Here is a 17,247-nt window from a genome sequence, read left to right on the forward strand (position 1 = left end):
ATCCTCAGAGAATCTGCAGCGCCCCCCACAGTGCCACCACCGACACCGCCAGCGAACAGGGCACGGCGATCAGGCCCAGCCGGGTGAACTCCCCGAGGTCCACGCCGTGCTCGTGCTGGTGCACGATCCGCCGCCACAGCAGGGTGGCCAGCGACCCGGCGTACGTCAGGTTCGGGCCGATGTTCACCCCGAGCAGCACCGCGAGCACCGCGCCGGAACCGGCGGGGGCGGCGAGCGGCAGCAGCACCAGCACGGCCGGCAGGTTGTTGATGAGGTTGGCCAGGACCGCGGCCAGCGCGGCGGTCCCCAGCAGCGCGGCGAGCCCGGTGCCGCCGGGCAGGACCCGCCCGAGCACGTCCGCGAGCCCGTTGTCGACGACCGCCCGCACCACGATGCCCAGCGCCAGCACGAACGCCAGGAACGCCGGGGCCGCCGCCCGCACGACGGCCAGGGGTGTCGCGTTGCGCCGCAGCAGCGCCCGCCCGGCCAGCACCAGCGCCCCCGCCGCCGCCACCCACGCCGGGTCCACGCCGAACGCCGACGCCACCACGAACCCCGCCAGCGTGCAGCCCACGGTCACCAGCGCGAACAACGGCAGCGGCGGCGCCGCGGCCCGCTCCCCGGGCACCGGGGCCGCGGCCGTCAGGTCCCGGGCGAAGAACCGCCGGAACACCAGGTACTCGGCGCCGATCGCCACCAGCCAGGGCAGCGCCATCAGGGCCGCGAACCGGGTGAAGCTCAGCCCGCTCGCCGCGAACGCGAGCAGGTTCGTCAGGTTGGACACGGGCAGCAGCAGCGACGCCGTGTTGGACAGATGGGTGCAGGCGTACACATGCGGTTTCGGGCGTACGCCGGTGCGCGCGGCGGTGGCGAAGACGACCGGGGTCAGCAGCACGATGGTGGCGTCCAGGCTGAGCACGGCCGTGATCGCCGACGCCAGCGCGAACACCGCCGTCAGCAGCCGCACCGGCCGGCCCGCCGCCCAGCGCGCCATCCACGCCCCGCACGCCTCGAACAGCCCCTCCACGTCGCAGAAGTGGGCGAGCACCAGCACCGCCGCCAGGAAGCCCACGACCGGCCCGAGCCGCTCCGCCTCCGCCCGCGCGTGCTCCAGCGGGATAGCGCCGGCCGCGATCACGATCCCGGCGGCGGGGACGGCCAGCGTCGCCTCCGGCCATCCGAAGGGACGTACGACGGCCCAGGCCAGCACGGCGACGAGCAGCACGGCCGACAGGGCCTCGGCGAGCGGGGTGTTCAGGGCGGGTCCTTCCGGATCGGTCTCCAGGGGGTGCCCGCCCATGAAAGCAAACGCCGGCGCGCGCACCACGCAGACCGGGTGCCCGCCGCGCCCGGGTACCGATCCCGGGCCGCACGACGAACCCCGCCGTCCGGGACGGACGGCGGGGCCGGTCACGGCGGTGGAGCCGGTCAGGCGCCGGTGCCGGGGCTGAACACGGTCAGGAACACGGAGGAGGAGTTGCCGCCGACCGGCACCTCCCCGGCCGTCCACGCCACCCTCAGGTGGTCCCGCTCGTCCGGCGGGGTGATCAGCAGCCCGGACGGCCTGGCCGTCTTCGCCTCGCTGATCTCCGGGTTGGAGAAGGTCAGGCCGGCCCAGGCGCTCTGCCCGGGCTTGAGCGTGACGGTCGCCGGGGAGCCGGAGGAACGCTTGGGATCGGGGCCGAGCTGGCTGCCGGAGGCGTTCACGAAGGCCGCGCCCGGATAGCCGCGCAGGGTGCAGGTCCGGCCGGACTTGTTGGTGAGCACGAGGGGGAAGTTCTCCTGTCCGGCGCCCGGGTTGTTGCGGCCGACGGCGGCCCGCAGCTCGGAGGTGTGGCACCGGGTACTGGTGGCGGCGGTCTTTCCGCCGCTGTCGGTGCCGGTGCCGCTGCTGGTGCCGCCGGATGCCGTGCCCGTCTTCGGGGCGGAGGACGAGGCCGCGCCACCGGGGGTGGAGGAGGCGGGGGAGGAGACGGCGGAGGCCGGGCTGTCGCCGGCCTCGGTGGCCGGACCCGCCGTGCCCGGCTCCTTCCTGGGCGTGGAGCTGCCGTCCTGGCTGCCGCAGGCGGTCAGCAGGCTCAGTACGGCGACCGCCCCCGCGAGCAGGGCCCCGCGCCGCGGGGACCGGGATGAGTAGGCCATGTCGCTCAACACTCCTGGATTTTCACGGCACGCGACGGGCGCGTGCCTCCGGCGCCGGGTGCGCCGTCACCACACTCCGATGCACGGGGCGCCGGAAAAGTTCGCCTCGCCCGGAAATCCCTTCCCCGCACCGCCCGCCGCGGAACGTGTTCAGGTGACCCGCAGTGAGCGGAGTACGTCATCGGTCCCGCCGCCGTCACCCCGGCGGCGGACCTGGACGTACACCTGCGGCCCCGCGGAGCCCTCCGCCGGTGCCAGGGCCGACTCCGTGACCGAGCCGCCGTCCGGGCAGCCGCTCCAGGACCGGACACGGCCGTGCCAGCCGGCGCTCGTGAAGCTCCGGGAGCCCGCGTACTGACAGCCCGTGTGGGTGAGGGCGGTCACCCGGGCGGTGACGTCGCCGTGTTGGCTGAGACCGACGAAGACGCCGTCGACCCCCGCCCTCAAGTCGGACCAGCGGGAGAGGTCGCCGGCGACCACCAGGCCCGGCTGGTGCCCCGCCGGGAGGCCGAGGGCGTGCGGATCCCAGCCGGAGTCGCGCAGCTCACGGGCCCAGGCCGCCGGCACCTCGACCGACACCCGGCCGGTGGCGTCCCGCACCTCGGTCCGGCCGCCGGAGCCGGGACGCTGCAGCACCAGCGTCACCGCGACGGCGGCCGCCACGGCGGCGGCCACCGCGGTCAGGACCAGGGTCCCGGTGCCGAGCCGTCGCCGGACGGAGCCGAGCCGCCCACCCGCCCGGCCGCCGGCGGGCGCCGCGAGCCGGTCCAGTTCGTCCGCGAACGCCTGCGCGCCCGGCCAGCGCCGCTCCCGGTCCGGCTCCAAGGCGCGCAGCAGGGCCCGCTCGGCGTCCGCGCCGAGGTCGGGCCGCAGCCGCCCGGGCGGTACGACCTTCCCCGGCGGCCCCGGGACGGTGCCGGTGACCAGCTCGTAGCCGACCGCGCCCAGGCTGTAGACATCGGCGCGGGCGTCGATGCCCGCGCCCGGCTCCGCCTGCTCCGGCGGCTGGTAGCCCGCGGAGCCGGCCGCCAGGGTGAGCACCGAGGCCTGCGCCAGGCTCTTGGCCAGCCCCAGGTCGGCGAGCAGCACGCGCCGTTCGCCGTCCGGGGCGGTGTGCAGCAGCACGTTGGTCGGCTTGATGTCGCGGTGCACGATGCCGGCCTCGTGCAGCGCGGCGGCGCCGCGCGCGGCCAGCGCGCTCAGCGCGAGCGCCCGCGGCACCGGCAGCGGACCGGCCGTCAGCAGATCGGCGAGGGTGCCGCCGGCGGCGTACTCCATCACGAAGTACGGTCTGCCGTCCGGGAGTTCACCGATGTCGTAGACCTGCACCACCCGGCTGGAGCCGGCCCGGCGCAGCAGCCGCGCCTCGGACAGGAAGCGCTCCCGGACGTCGAGCCGGTGCGCCCAGTTCTCGGCGAGGACCTTCACCGCCACCGGGGCGTCGAGCTCGTCGTCGTGGGCGAGCCACACGGTGGCGAAGGCGCCGGTGCCCAGGCGCCGTTGGAGGCGGTAGCGGCCGATCCGCTCCAATGAGTGCATACGGCTATCATGCCTGCCCTGAGATCGACTTCCAGGGGGCCCCGACGTGCCGGACGAGGCGACGGCCGAAGACCTTGCCCGGAGCGCCGCCGCCGGCGACGGGGCGGCGCTGGACCGGCTGCTGACCGGGCTGCGGCCCGAGGTGGTGCGCCGCTGCGGACGGTTCCTGCCCTGCCGGGAGGACGCCGAGGAGGCGGCGCAGGACGTGCTGCTCCAGGTGGCCCGGCACATCTCCGGCTTCGAGGGCCGCAGCCGCTTCAGCACCTGGCTGTACACCGTCGTCGCCAACTGCTGCCGGCAGAAGTACCGGGAGCTGAAGCGGCGGGCGGCCGAGCGGCCCGCCGTGATCGAGCCCGCCGAACACGTCGACCCGCGCACCACCAGCGTCATCGCGGGCTCGCGGGTCGACCTGCTGGAGGCCCTTGACCGGCTGGAGCGCGAGCACCCGCACCTGGTCGCGCCCCTGGTGTACCGGGACATCTGCCAGCTCGACTACGCCGAGGCCGCCGAGCGCGCCGGCATCCCGCTCGGCACGTTCAAGTCCCGCCTGCACGAGGCCCGCAAACAGGTACGGCCCTGGCTGCGGGTCTACTGAGCCGCCTCGGTCAGCGCCAGTTCGGCCCAGATGGTCTTGCCCTCCGGGGTGTGCCTGCTGCCCCACCGCTGGGTGAGCTGGGCGACCAGCAGCAGCCCGCGGCCCCCCTCGTCGAAGGTCTTGGCGCGCCTGAGGTGCGGCGCCGTGTGGCTGGTGTCGGACACCTCGACGATCAGCGTGGTCGCGTCGTGGATCAGCCGCAGCCGGATCGGCCGTGAGCCGTAGCGGATGGCGTTGGTGACCAGTTCGCTCACCACCAGCTCCGCGGTGAACGCGACCTCGCTCAGCGACCACCGGTCGAGCTGGTCGAGCACCTGCTTGCGGATCGGCGCGACCAGCGCCGGGTCGGCGGGGATGTCCCAGGTCGACACCTGGGAGGCGGGCAGCCCACGGGTGCGGGCCAGCAGCAGGGCCACGTCGTCGGTGGCCTCGCCCGGCGGCAGCAGCTTCTGCAGGACCAGGTCGCAGGTCTGGTCCAGGGAGCCCGCGTACGCGTTCAGCGCCTCGCCGAGCAGTCGCCTGCCGACGTCCAGGTCCCGCCTGCGGGACTTCACCAGACCGTCCGTGTACAGGGCGAGCACGGTGCCCTCGGGCAGCTCCACCTCCGCGGACTCGAACGGCAGCCCGCCCAGCCCGAGCGGGGGACCGGAGGGCAGCTCCAGTTCGTGCGGCTCGCCGCCCGGCCGCAGCACCAGCGGCTGCGGGTGCCCCGCGCGGGCCAGCGTGCAGCGCCTGGACACCGGGTCGTACACGGCGTACAGGCAGGTGGCGCCCACCTCGCCGGGGCTGTCGTCGCCGCTGTACTGCTCCGACAGCCGGATCACCAGGTCGTCGAGGTGGGTGAGCAGCTCGTCGGGGGCCAGGTCGAGGTCGGCGAGGGTGCCGACGGCGGTGCGCAGCCGGCCCATGGTGGCCGAGGCCTGGATGCCGTGCCCGACCACGTCCCCGACGACCATCGCGACCCGCATCCCGGACAGCGGGATGACGTCGAACCAGTCGCCGCCCACACCGGCCCGGGCCGCCGGCAGATACCGCGAGCGGGCCTGCAGGGCGGCGGTGCGGGGCATCGTGCGGGGCAGCAGGCTGCGCTGCAGGGCGAGCGCGGTCTCGCGCTCACGGGAGTAGCGGCGCGCGTTGTCGATGCAGACGGCGGCCCGGGTGGTGATCTCCTCGGCCAGCAGCGCGTCGTCGGCGGTGAAGGAGTCCGGCCGCCGGTGCCGGGTGAGTACGGCGACCCCGAGGGTCAGTCCGCGCGCCCGGATCGGCACCGACATCGTCGAATGGATGCCGAACCTCCTCACGACCTGGTCGCGCCCGGTGTGCCAGCTGTGCCACTTGGCCATGTTCCCGGCGGCCACGGAGGCGATGATCGTGCGGCCCGCGGTCAACGCGTCGGCCTGCGGGGAGAAGTCCGGGTACAGCTCCGCCCGCCCCGGCCGGACCACGGCCTCCGGCACGCCGTCGAGTACCGACTGATGGGCGGTGCGGCGCAGCCGCAGGGGCGCCGTGACGCGCGCGGGGGGCTCGCCGTCGTGCTCCTGCGGGTCCAGCAGATCGATGGTGACGAAGTCGGCGAGCACGGGGACGCACACGTCCGCCAGTTCCTGGGCCGTACGCGTGATGTCCAGCGTGGTGCCGATCCGCGCGCTCGCCTCGTTGACCAGTTGCAGCCGCTGGCGGGCCCGGTGGTTGTCGGTGACGTCGTGCGCGGCCAGGCACACGCCGAGCACCCTGCCCCGGGCGTCGGAGATCGGGGCCATCCGGGTGAGCCAGGCCGTGATCCGGTTGTCGCCGCCGACGTTGCCCGTGTTCTCCATGTCCAGCGGCAGGCCGCTGGACAGCACCTGGAGCATGCCCCGTTCCAGGTCCTCCGTCGGCCCCTGCCCGCCGAGCTCCGAGATCCGCAGGCCCCTGACGCGCTCCTCGGGCAGCCCGATGAACTCGGCCATGGCCTGATTGATGCGCCGCAGGCGGAGCTGGTCGTCATAGAGCGCGACGGCGCAGGGTGACTGGATGAGGCTCGCCCCGGCCAGCGTGTCGTCGTCCAGGGCGTGCGGCTGGTCGCCGGTCAGCGGGGAGACCACCAGCCAGCCGGCGCTGTGGCCGGAACCGGGCGGCCGGCGGTGGGCGAGCAACCACACGGGAACGGCACGGCCGTCCCGGTGGCGCAGCTCCACCGTCCCGTTCCAGCGCGCTCCCAAGGGCACCTCGGTGAGGCCCTCCCCGGCCAGCAGGCGGGCCGCGGGGCGGCCCACGACGGACTCCGGCGGGTGGCCGAGCAGGCGCCGCGCGCCCTCGTTCCACTCGACCAGTGTTCCGTCGTCGTCGATGACGGCCCGGGCCGTGGCCGCATCGTCGAACGGATAGACCCGGCTCATCGTCGCCGCTCCCAGCGCACACTCACAGTGAACAGGTGGTACCACGCGCGTTCCAGCGTAGTGCGTGGCGCACCTTCCGCGGGGACCGTGCCCTCCGGCGGCCTGGTCGATCCGTCGAACAGGGTCAAGGGGGATTTTCGGCCGAGGTGCCGCCGGGGCCGAATGCGCGGTTCCGGGCCCTTGACGGCGGCGTGCGCGGCGCCGTCAGAATCTGTTTGAACGCGATCAGTTGTGAGTACTTCTGGGCCTCAATGAGGGAGAGCGATGACGGTCACGCGCAGATCGGTACTCGTCGCGGCCACGGCGGCGCCCGCGGCCGGAGCGCTCCTGGGCGCCCCCGCGGCACTGGCCGCCGACGCATCCGGCGCGGCGGGAGGACGCCACACCGTCCCGCTCCGGGACGGCTGGCGCTTCGCGCTGGCCGACCTGGACGGCGGGGCCGAGGGCAGCGGGGCCCACGCCGGCGCGGCGGAGCCCGGCTACGACGACTCCGACTGGCGCCAGGTCGCCGTACCGCACGACTGGAGCATCGAGCAGACACCCACGACGGAGCACGGCACCACCAGCGGCACCGGCTTCCTCCCGGGCGGCCTCGGCTGGTACCGGCTGGCCTTCACCCTGCCGCCCGCCTACGCCGGCAAGCGCATTTCGGTGGAGTTCGACGGCGTCTACATGGACTCGTACGTCTACTGCAACGGCACCGAGGCGGGCCGGCATCCCTACGGCTACACCGGCTTCGCCGTCGACCTCACCGGCCTCGTGCACACCGACGGCAGGACCGGGAACGTCCTCGCGGTGAAGGTGCGCAACCAACTCCCCAGCAGCCGCTGGTACTCCGGCAGCGGCATCTACCGCGAGGCCCGCCTCGTGGTCACGGACCCCCTGCACGTGGCCCGCTGGGGCACCCGTGTCACCACCCCGGAGGTCACCGGGGGGCGGGCGCTGGTCCGGGTGGCGACGACGGTGGTGAACGAGTCCGGCACCGGCGCGGACGTCCAGGTGCTGTCCCGCGTCACCGGCCCCGACGGCCGCACGGTCGCGCATGCGTCGAGCACGGCGGCCGTCTCCGGCGAGGCCACCGAGATCCATGAACTGACCGTCCCCAAGCCTCTGTTGTGGGACCTCGGCACCCCGCAGAACCGCTACACCCTGCACACCGAACTCCGCGCCGACGGCCGCACCACCGACACCCACCGCACCTCCTTCGGTATCCGCACCTACCGCTTCGACCCCGACGAGGGCTTCTCCCTCAACGGTGTCCCCACCAAGATCAAGGGCGTGGACCTCCACCACGACCAGGGCGCCCTCGGCGCCGCGATCAGCCTCGACGCGGTGCGCCGGCAGATGACCATCATGAAGTCGATGGGTGTCAACGCCTTCCGCACCTCGCACAACCCGCCCTCGCCGCAGATGATCCAGGTCTGCGAGGAGCTGGGCATCGTGATGATGGTGGAGGCCTTCGACTGCTGGCGCACCGGCAAGACCAAGTACGACTACGGACGGTTCTTCGACGAGTGGTGCGAGCGGGACGCCACCGAGATGGTGCTCGCCGCCCGCAACTCGCCCGCCGTCGTGCTGTGGTCCATCGGCAACGAGATCCCCGACTCCACGTCCACCGCCGGACTCGCCATGGCGGACCGGATCATCGGCGCCATCAGGGCGGCCGACGACACCCGCCCGCTCGTCATCGGTTCGGACAAGTACCGCCGGGTGCCGGCCAGGGGCTCGGCGGCCGACCTCATGCTCGCCAAGCTCGACGGACTGGGCCTGAACTACAACACCGCCCAGTCGGTGGACGCGCTGCACGCCGCCTACCCGCACCTGTTCCTCTTCGAGTCCGAGTCGTCCTCGGAGACCTCGACCCGGGGCACGTACCAGGAGCCGGAACACCTCAACACCGGGGAGAACCACACCCCGGGCAGGCGCGAGGTCTCCTCCTACGACAACAACCTCGCCTCCTGGACGATGAGCGGCGAGTACGGCCACAAGAAGGACCGGGACCGGAAGTGGTTCACGGGGCAGTTCCTGTGGTCCGGCATCGACTACATCGGCGAGCCGACGCCGTACGACGTCTTTCCGGTGAAGGCGTCCTTCTTCGGCGCGGTGGACACGGCCGGCTTCCCGAAGGACATGTACCACCTCTTCCGCAGTCAGTGGACGGACGAGCCGATGGTCCATCTGCTGCCGATGAGCTGGAACCACGAGGAGGGCGAGACGGTCGAGGTCTGGGCGTACGCGAACGTGCCCTCCGTGGAGCTCTTCCTCGACGGGAAGTCCCTCGGGACCCGGGAGTTCGACGTCAAGCGGACCACCGACGGCCGCGCCTACCTGGAGACCACGGAGGCCACCGGTGACGACAAGACCTTCACCGGCGGCCCCTACCCCGGCAGTTACACCAGCCCCAACGGCAGCGCGGGCAAGCTGCATCTGAGCTGGCGGGTGCCCTTCCGGCCGGGTGAGCTGAAGGCGGTGGCCCGCCGGGACGGCAGGATCGTCGCCACGGATGTGCTGTGCACCGCAGGTGACCCGCACACGGTGCGCCTGACCGCCGACCGGAAGTCCCTCGCCGCCGACGGCCGTTCGCTGGTCTTCGTGACCGCGGAGATCGTGGACGCGCACGGCGTGGTGGTGCCCGACGCCGGCCACCTCATCGCCTTCTCCGTCACCGGGGGCTCCCTGGCCGGTGTCGACAACGGCCGCGAGGAGAGCGCCGAGCGCTACCAGTCGAGCACCCGCACCGCCTTCCACGGCAAGGCCCTCGCCATCGTCCGGTCCGGCGGCGCGCCGGGCACGCTCGAGGTGACGGCGCGGGTGGCCGGCCTGCGCGAGGGCACGGTGAGGGTGCGCACCACACCCGCGCGCTCGGCGGCCACCACACCCGTCACCGCCTTCGCGCCCGGGCGTCCGGAGCCCGTCGGCCTCCCGCACGCGGACGCCAGTTACTCCGGACGCCCGGACACCCCGCCCGCCGCGATGCTGGACGGGGACCCGGCCACCGGCTGGTCCAACGCCTTCGCCAAGTCGGCCACGGCGCTGCTGCCCGCGTTCAGCGGGGCCCGCGCCGCGGACTGGGTGTCGGTCGACTTCGGCCGTCTCCGGAACCTCGACCGGGTCGCGGTCTCCTTCACGGTCGACGGCACGCACGCCCGGCCCGCGGAGGCGGCGGTGGAGGTGTGGGACGGTCGGGAGTACGTGCCGGTGACCGGGGCGAGGACGGACTGGGCCACCGCCTCGGACGCTCCGACGGTGATCACCTTCGACACGGTGCGCGGATCCCGGCTGCGTATCCGGCTCACCAGCGCGTATCCCGGTGAGGACGGGGGAGCGGTGCGCATCAGCAGGCTCGACGCCTGAGAGGCCCGGGGCGGTCCTGACGGGGAGCCGTGAGACGGCTTCCCCGTCGGGACCGTTGACGCGGTGTCATGTCTGGAACAAGCATAGTCGTCGACCGCATCTGGGAGCGCTCCCATGGAGAGGGGGCGCGCCCCGCACCTCTCCTCCCGAGGAGCCCAGACGTGAAACGACCGAGAACCGTGACACTGTCCCTCACCGCCCTGCTGGCGGCCCTGCTCACCGCGTTACCGGCCGCCCCCGCCGGTGCAGGTGAGAGCGAACAGATCAGGAACGGCGGCTTCGACACCACCGCCGAGCCGTGGTGGACGACGAACAACACGAGCGGGGCCCTGTCCGACGGGCGGCTGTGCGCCGATGTCCCGGGCGGCACCGCCAACCGCTGGGACGCCGCCGTCGGGCAGAACGACATCACGCTGGTGAAGGGGGAGTCGTACCGCTTCTCCTTCAAGGCGTCCGGGGTGCCCGAAGGGCATGTGGTGCGGGCGCTCGTGGGACTGCAGACGGCGCCGTACGACACCTGGTACGAGGTCAGCCCGCAGCTCGGCGCCTCCGGCGACAGGTACTCCTACACCTTCACCTCACCCGTGGACACCGGCCAGGCGCAGGTCGCGTTCCAGGCCGGCGGCGCCACCGACCCCTGGCGGCTCTGCCTGGACGACGTGTCGCTGCTCGGCGGGGTCCCGCCGGAGGTGTACCGGCCCGACACCGGGCCCCGGGTCCGCGTCAACCAGGTCGCCTACCTGCCCACCGGGCCGAAGAACGCCACCCTCGTCACCGACGCCACCACCGCCCTGCCCTGGCGGCTGAAGGACGCCGGCGGCAGGACGGTCGCCCACGGCCGTACCACGCCGCGCGGCACCGACGCCTCCTCCGGGCAGAACGTCCACTCGATCGACTTCGGCGCCTTCCGGGGGCACGGCGAGGGCTTCACGCTGGTCGCCGACGACGAGACGAGCCGGCCCTTCGCCATCGGCGCGAGCGCCTACGAACGACTGCGCCTCGACTCGCTGAAGTACTACTACACCCAGCGCAGCGGCATCGCGATCCGCGACGATCTCCGCCCGGGCTACGGCAGGCCCGCGGGCCACCTCGGCACCGCGCCCAACCAGGGTGACAAGGACGTCCCGTGCCGTCCGGGGCTGTGCGACTACACGCTGGACGTCACCGGCGGCTGGTACGACGCCGGCGACCACGGCAAGTACGTCGTCAACGGCGGTATCTCCACCTGGGAGCTGCTCAGCACCTACGAGCGTTCCCTGACGGCGCGCACCGGTGAGCCGGCCCGGCTGGGCGACGGCAGCCTCGACCTGCCCGAGAGCGGCAACAAGGTGCCCGACGTGCTCGACGAGGCCCGCTGGGAGCTGGAGTTCCTGCTGAGGATGCAGGTGCCGGACGGGAAGCCACTCGCCGGCATGGCCCACGGCAAGGTGCACGACTCCGAGTGGACCGGACTGCCGCTGCTGCCGAGCGACGACCCGCAGAAGCGGGAACTGCACGCCCCGACCACCCAGGCCACCCTGAACCTGGCGGCGACGGCCGCGCAGGCGGCCCGGCTCTACCGGCCCTACGACCGGCAGTTCGCGGCACGGGCCCTTACGGCCGCGCGCACGGCCTGGCGCGCCGCCCTCGCGCACCCGCGGACCTACCCGGACCCGAACGACGGCACCGGCGGCGGCGCCTACCCCGACGACGACGCGTCCGACGAGTTCTACTGGGCGGCCGCGGAGCTGTATCTCACCACCGGCGAGCAGGAGTTCGCGGACCATGTGCTGAAGTCGCCGGTCCACACCGCCGGCATCTTCGGCCCGCTCGGCTTCGACTGGGGCCGCACGGCCGCGGCCGGCCGGCTCGACCTGGCCACCGTGCCGAACCGGCTGCCCGGCCGGGACCGGGTGCGCCGGTCGGTGATCAACGCCGCCGACACCTATCTGGCGACCGCCGCGTCCCAGCCCTACGGCCTGCCGTACGCCCCGGACGGCAACGTCTACGACTGGGGCTCCAACGCCCAGGTGCTGAACAACGCGCACGTCGTCGCCACGGCCTACGACCTGACCGGCGCGGGGAAGTACCGGGACGGCGCGCTGGAGAGCATGGACTACCTCCTCGGCCGCAACGCGCTGAACATCTCCTACGTCACCGGCTACGGCGAGGTCGCCTCCCACCACCAGCACAGCCGCTGGTACGCGCGGGAACTCGATCCGAAGCTCCCGGACCCGCCGGACGGCACCCTCGCCGGCGGACCCAACTCCGGCATCCAGGACCCCTACGCGCAGGACAGACTGAAGGGCTGCACGGGTCAGTTCTGCTACATCGACGACATCCAGTCCTGGTCCACCAACGAGACGGCCGTCAACTGGAACGCGGCGCTGGCCTGGATGGCCTCGTTCGTGGCGGACCAGGGATAGGGACGCGGAGCAGGGCCCCGGGTCAGGTGTGGTAGCCGAGGACGGTCATCATGCCGCTCTCCGAGTGGTACTGGTTGTGGCAGTGCAGCATCCACAGCCCGGGGTTGTCCGCGTCGAAGTCGACGACGAGCTTGCGGTGCGGCAGCACGATGGCCGTGTCCTTGCGCGCCCCCGCGCCGTCGAGGCCGGCGACGGCGAACGTGTGGCCGTGCAGGTGCATGGGGTGCCACATGTCGGTGGCGTTGATGAGGGTGAGCCGCACCCGTTCACCGGCGCGCACCGGATGGCGCTGACGGACGGAGTACGGCCGGTGGTCGAAGCCCCAGTCGTACTTCTCCATCGTGCCGGTGATCCTGATGCGCATCTCGCGGTCCGGATCGCGGTCGTTCAGGGCCACGGAGTCGTCCGGCCGCAGACGCCGGGCCGGGACCACCCTCCGGTCGAGCCCGTCCGGGTGCACGTCGGCCGGGGGAACGTTCCGGCCCTTGTCGGTGCGCAGGACGGCGAGGGCCTGGCCCCTCTTGCCCTCGGCCAGGGCGACGAACGGGAAGACGCCGTCCTTGGCGGTGACCAGGACGTCGTAACGCTCGGCCATGCCGACGAGGAGGGCGTCGGTCTCGGTGTGCCGCACCGGGTAGCCGTCGGTGTGCGTGACGGTCATCGGGTGCCCGTCCAGCGCAACGCGGAAGGCGGTCTCGGAACCGGCGTTGATGATGCGCAGCCGGACGCGCTCGCCGGGCCGGCACCGGAACACCGAGGGGTGGCCGGCGGTTCGGCCGTTGACGAGGTAGAGGGGGTAGTCGACGCTGCCGGCGTCCCCGTGCAGCATGCGGCTGTGCGCGTGGTGCAGCACCCGGTTGGGCCCGCCGGCCGCATGGGAGTGCGCGGCGTGCGGGGCCGCCGTCCCGCCGGAACGGGTCGGCTCGGGGCCCATGGCCATGCCCTCCATCTTCATGCCCTTGGGCATGAGCTGTCGGAGCACCTGGTCGGGGGTGGAGCCCTGGACGCCGTCGAGCCAGTCGTCCAGGACGATGACCCACTCCTTGTCGTAGGCGAGGGGCTCCTTGGGGTCGTCCACGATGAAGGGGGCGTACAGGCCGCGGTCGGGCTGCATGCCGACGTGGGAGTGGAGCAGGAACGTGCCCGGATGGGAGACGGTGAAGCGGTAGGTGAAGTCGGTCCCGGGCGCGATGGCGTTCTGGGTGAGGCCCGGGACGCCATCCATGTCGCAGCGCATGCGCACGCCGTGCGAGTGGAGGGTGGTGGTGTCCGGCAGCCGGTTGGCGAGGGTGAGGCTGAGGACGTCACCTGCGGTGACGCGTACCAGCGGGCCGGGCAGCTGCTCGTGGTACGCCCAGGTGCGCACATGCAGCCCGCCCAGGTCCAGGGTGTTCTCGGCGGCGGTGAACCTGAGCATGCGCACCGGGCCGGAGCCGCGTCTGCGCTCGGCGGCACGCACCTCGGGACCCGAAGGCTCGACATATCCCTTCGGCCCGGGCGGAACGAAGTCCCCCTGGACGCCGGCCGCGGCCGCGGGGCCGGAACGGGGGTGGGAGCCGGATTCGGTGCAGGCAGCCAGCAGTCCCGCGCCGGCGGCAGCGAACGGGGCTTGGAGCAGGGTACGCCGCGAAGGTGTGTGCATGAATGAAATAAGACACGTTTTGATCTGATATATGCGGGATCCCGGGCGGCGCGTCCGATGGAGTCGGCGCCTCGGCCGCGAGTGCCCCGGCCCGTTCCCGCGCGCGGACGGCGGGCGCGCCGTGTTGCCCCGCCGTGGACGGCGGCGCGAGAGTGGTGCCATCGGACTGCTTGGGGGTGTGGACCGTGTGCGTGGGCGTCGCGTCACCGGCGGAGAACGGGCATGGTCCCGGAGTTCGGCAGGTACCGGGACGAAGTGGCTCCGACCTGCTGATATTTACGGGTGAGTACCCGAGCGGTACCGTTGGTGCATGCCAGCTCTCAACGTGGAGTTCACGGACCGTGAACTGGAGGACCTGCGTCAGATCGCCAAGGAGCGCGGTACGTCGATGAAGGCGCTGGTGCGCGAGGCCGCCGCCGCCGACATCGCCCGCCACCGCGCGCTGCAGGAGGGCGCGGAGGCGTTCCGGAGCTTCTTCACCGCTCACGCCGAGGAGTTCGCGGCCGCGTTCCCCGACGACGAACCCCCGGCCAAGGGCGAGGCCGCCTGAGCGATGCCACCCGTCATCCACATAGACGTCCCGTGGCTGCTCCAGCGGCACGAGGAGGTCCTGCCGGACCAGCCCACGGTCGACGACTTCTCCGCGCTGGTCGCCGCCGTCGCCCGGCACCGTGTCGACCCGCCCCGGCTCGGTGTGGACTCCGACCCCGCCTGGCGGGCCGCCGCCCTGCTGCACACCCTCGCCGTGCTCAAGCCGCTGCCCTCGGCCAACGCCCGCTTCGCCTGCGCGACGGCGGTGGCCTACATGTTCGTCAGCGGCGCGGGCATCGACGCGCCCTACGGTGCCCTCGTCGACCTCGCCCGCGACCTGATCTCCGGCAAGACGGACGTGTGCGGCGCCGCCGACCGGCTGCGTTCCTGGCAGATCTGAGGCGGGCCCCGGCCGGCGGGGGGAAGCCGCCGGGGCCGCCGGCCGGGGATGCCCTCACGGAGCGGGGCCGCCGGCCGAGGGCAGTTGAACGGGGCCGGCGGCCGCTTTCGCGGCGGGGAGCTGCCGCTCCGCCGCGCGGCCTTCCGAGGGGGCCGGACCCAGTCCACTACCCGGCCGCGCACGCCGGGAGCGTGCGTGGCCGGCCGGTGCGTGCACGGCGTTCACACGGGGCGCGCGGATATAGGGAAAGGGGCGGGGCGGAACCGTCCCGGCCGCACCCGTCCGGCTTCGTGCCAAAGGCCGCTGATGTCGCACGAATGCCTTGTTCCGTGTGTGGAGGTTGTGCAAGGGTTGAAACACGGTGCGGGGGGTAACCGCCTGCATTGTCAAGGCAGTTGGAACCGGGCCGGTCCGGCACCGGTGAATTCCCGCTCCCCGCGCGCGTATCCGGCGATCGGCAATCGACGCACCACACCCATCAAAGGATTCCGCTCAGTGCCCACCCCCCACCCCCCTCGTCCGCCCTATCCGCCGCCGGGCGGAGACCCCGGAGAGTCCGACGAGTTCCTCGCGGCCCCGCTGCGAGCCGGCTCCGACGCGGAGGTCTCCCGGTCCACCGCGCTGCTGATGGCCCGCCACTGGCGGGCCGCACACGACTACGCCGTCGTCTGTCTGGCCACGTCGGGCCCGCTCGCCCACATGGTCACCGGCGCCGCCTTCCACCGGACCCTCGCCCGGCTCGCGCTCGGCGAGCCCGCCGAGGCCGTCCGGCCCCGCCTGCTGGTGGCCGTCCGGGACACGGTCCTGAACTGGTCCGGGGAGGACCGGATCGCCGCCGTGCTGCCGGCCTTGCGAAAACCCGCCGGGGGCCGCGGTATGCGGACCGCGAAAACCCTGATACCGGAAAACCGGGTCCTGTCCGAACGTTCTTTCCAGAGCCTTCCGCGACTCGAACAGACGTTGCTGTGGCACATCGAGGTCGAGGCCGAACCGATAAACATCCCCGCCGCCCTGCTCGGCCTGGACACCGACGGTGCGGCGGTGGCGCTCGAACAGGCTCGCGAGAAATTCCGGGAAGGCTGCGTCAGGGCCCACCGGGAACTCGCGCCGAGCCCCGACTGCCGTCACTACAACCGCCTTCTGGACGTGCCCATCCGCCGGGGCGGCGCCCTGCTGCCGGACGTCCAGCAGCACCTCGCCGGCTGCCCGTACTGCCGGCACGCCGCCGAGCAACTGGGCCGCATCGAGGGCGGCCTCGGCGTACTGCTGGCCGAAGCGGTGCTCGGCTGGGGCGCCCGGCGGTACCTGGAGTCGCGCCCCGGCCGGTCCGGCCCCGCCCGGGCCCGCGGCGCCTCCCCGGGCCCAGGCGGGCGGAGACGCGGCGGCGGACAGCGCGGGCCGCTGGGCGGGGTGTCCGCCCGGGCGTCCGGCGGGCGCCGCAGACGCGGCAGGGCAGCCGGGCCGTTCGGCGCGGTCCTGACGCCCGCGGCCGGATGGCCGGCCAGGACCCTGCTCGTGGGGGTCGGGGTCGCCTCGGCCGTGCTGCTCGCGACCGTCGTCGCGCTCAGCGCCTGGCCCGACGGCGGCGACCACACCGACCCGGTCGCCTCCGACGCGGCCCCCGGCACCGGCGTCCGGCCCCCGACCGGGCCCGCCACCTCACCCGGCACGGCGGGCCTGCCCACGGCAGGCCGGCCCGCCCGGCTGCGCAACGCCGCCACCGGCCTGTGCCTGGACGTCAGGGGCGAGGTCCGGGCGGGCGCGAGCGTGGTGCTCGCCGCCTGCTCGGCGGCGCCGGCACAGCGGTGGACGTACGAGGCCGACGGGCTGCTGCGCAGCGCGGCCGACCCGCGTCTGTGCCTGGACTCGCACGCCGACGCGGGCGTCGTCATCCTCGGCCGTTGCGCCGGCGCGGGGGAGCGGCGGGGCGACGACGTGCGCTACGACCTCACCGCGCGGGGCGAGTTGCCGCCCCGCTGGGACCGGACCCTCGCACTCGCCCCGGCCGGTGACCGGGCGGGCGCCGATGTCGTCGTCAAGGTCCGCGACGACTCCGCCGCCCAGCGCTGGCGTACCGACGCGCCGTCCGCGAGCCCGGGATCCCTTTCGGTCGCCGGCGGCGAAGGACCCCCGGGGTCCGGCGCGGCGCCGTCCGGCGGGCGGACGACGGGGCTCGCACGGCAGGCTCCGGCCCGGCCGGCCCCGCCGCCGGGGACGGGTACGTAGCGGACCCGGCCCGGCCCGCCGCGGCCGGCGGGCCG

The 17,247-nt window shown here is 73.6% G+C and carries 11 protein-coding genes; 6 read left to right on the forward strand and 5 right to left on the reverse strand.

What is annotated here, in order from left to right; translation table 11 throughout:
• Positions 1 to 4: 4 nt before the first annotated feature.
• The 3 genes from ACZ6B1_RS03665 to ACZ6B1_RS03675 form a co-directional block, all read right to left on the reverse strand.
• A complete protein-coding gene (locus ACZ6B1_RS03665; RefSeq protein ID WP_468774613.1) occupies positions 5 to 1,300 on the reverse strand; it encodes an SLC13 family permease in 1,296 nt (431 codons plus the stop codon).
• Between the two features lie 128 nt (positions 1,301 to 1,428).
• Positions 1,429 to 2,142 (reverse strand): DUF4232 domain-containing protein, encoded by a 714-nt coding sequence (locus tag ACZ6B1_RS03670; RefSeq protein WP_468774615.1) that lies wholly within the window; start codon positions 2,140 to 2,142, stop codon positions 1,429 to 1,431.
• A gap of 150 nt (positions 2,143 to 2,292) precedes the next feature.
• Entirely contained in the window at positions 2,293 to 3,681 is a 1,389-nt protein-coding gene (locus tag ACZ6B1_RS03675; protein WP_468774616.1) for a serine/threonine-protein kinase, read from the reverse strand.
• 46 nt (positions 3,682 to 3,727) lie between these two features.
• Between ACZ6B1_RS03675 and ACZ6B1_RS03680 the strand changes: the two genes are divergently transcribed.
• The gene (locus ACZ6B1_RS03680; protein ID WP_468774618.1) at positions 3,728 to 4,276 is read left to right on the forward strand and encodes an RNA polymerase sigma factor; all 549 of its coding nucleotides are present in this window, start codon (positions 3,728 to 3,730) and stop codon (positions 4,274 to 4,276) included.
• Here ACZ6B1_RS03680 and ACZ6B1_RS03685 read toward each other — a convergent pair.
• Complete coding sequence (locus ACZ6B1_RS03685) at positions 4,270 to 6,654, reverse strand: SpoIIE family protein phosphatase (RefSeq protein WP_468774620.1); 2,385 nt, start codon at positions 6,652 to 6,654, stop codon at positions 4,270 to 4,272. The two genes, ACZ6B1_RS03680 and ACZ6B1_RS03685, sit on opposite strands and share 7 nt — an antisense overlap.
• Positions 6,655 to 6,918: 264 nt before the next feature.
• Between ACZ6B1_RS03685 and ACZ6B1_RS03690 the strand changes: the two genes are divergently transcribed.
• A complete protein-coding gene (locus ACZ6B1_RS03690) occupies positions 6,919 to 10,008 on the forward strand; it encodes a glycoside hydrolase family 2 TIM barrel-domain containing protein (protein ID WP_468774622.1) in 3,090 nt (1,029 codons plus the stop codon).
• A gap of 161 nt (positions 10,009 to 10,169) precedes the next feature.
• Positions 10,170 to 12,413: a glycoside hydrolase family 9 protein gene (locus ACZ6B1_RS03695; protein ID WP_468774624.1), complete on the forward strand. Its 2,244-nt coding sequence runs from the start codon at positions 10,170 to 10,172 to the stop codon at positions 12,411 to 12,413.
• Positions 12,414 to 12,435: 22 nt separating this feature from the next.
• Here ACZ6B1_RS03695 and ACZ6B1_RS03700 read toward each other — a convergent pair whose 3' ends face one another.
• On the reverse strand, positions 12,436 to 14,055 hold the full coding sequence (locus ACZ6B1_RS03700) for a multicopper oxidase family protein (RefSeq protein WP_468774626.1): 1,620 nt from the start codon (positions 14,053 to 14,055) through the stop codon (positions 12,436 to 12,438).
• 310 nt (positions 14,056 to 14,365) lie between these two features.
• On the opposite strand from ACZ6B1_RS03700, the gene ACZ6B1_RS03705 reads away from it, so the two are divergent.
• The 3 genes from ACZ6B1_RS03705 (at position 14,366) to ACZ6B1_RS03715 (ending at position 17,212) form a co-directional block, all read left to right on the forward strand.
• Positions 14,366 to 14,605, forward strand: coding sequence for a hypothetical protein (locus ACZ6B1_RS03705; protein ID WP_199213045.1), 240 nt, complete (start codon positions 14,366 to 14,368; stop codon positions 14,603 to 14,605).
• A 3-nt stretch (positions 14,606 to 14,608) separates the two neighbouring features.
• Complete coding sequence (locus tag ACZ6B1_RS03710) at positions 14,609 to 14,986, forward strand: toxin Doc (protein ID WP_468774628.1); 378 nt, start codon at positions 14,609 to 14,611, stop codon at positions 14,984 to 14,986.
• Positions 14,987 to 15,481: 495 nt separating this feature from the next.
• A complete protein-coding gene (locus tag ACZ6B1_RS03715; protein WP_468774630.1) occupies positions 15,482 to 17,212 on the forward strand; it encodes an RICIN domain-containing protein in 1,731 nt (576 codons plus the stop codon).
• Positions 17,213 to 17,247: the final 35 nt, after the last annotated feature.

Source organism: Streptomyces sp. NPDC041129 (assembly GCF_055592265.1).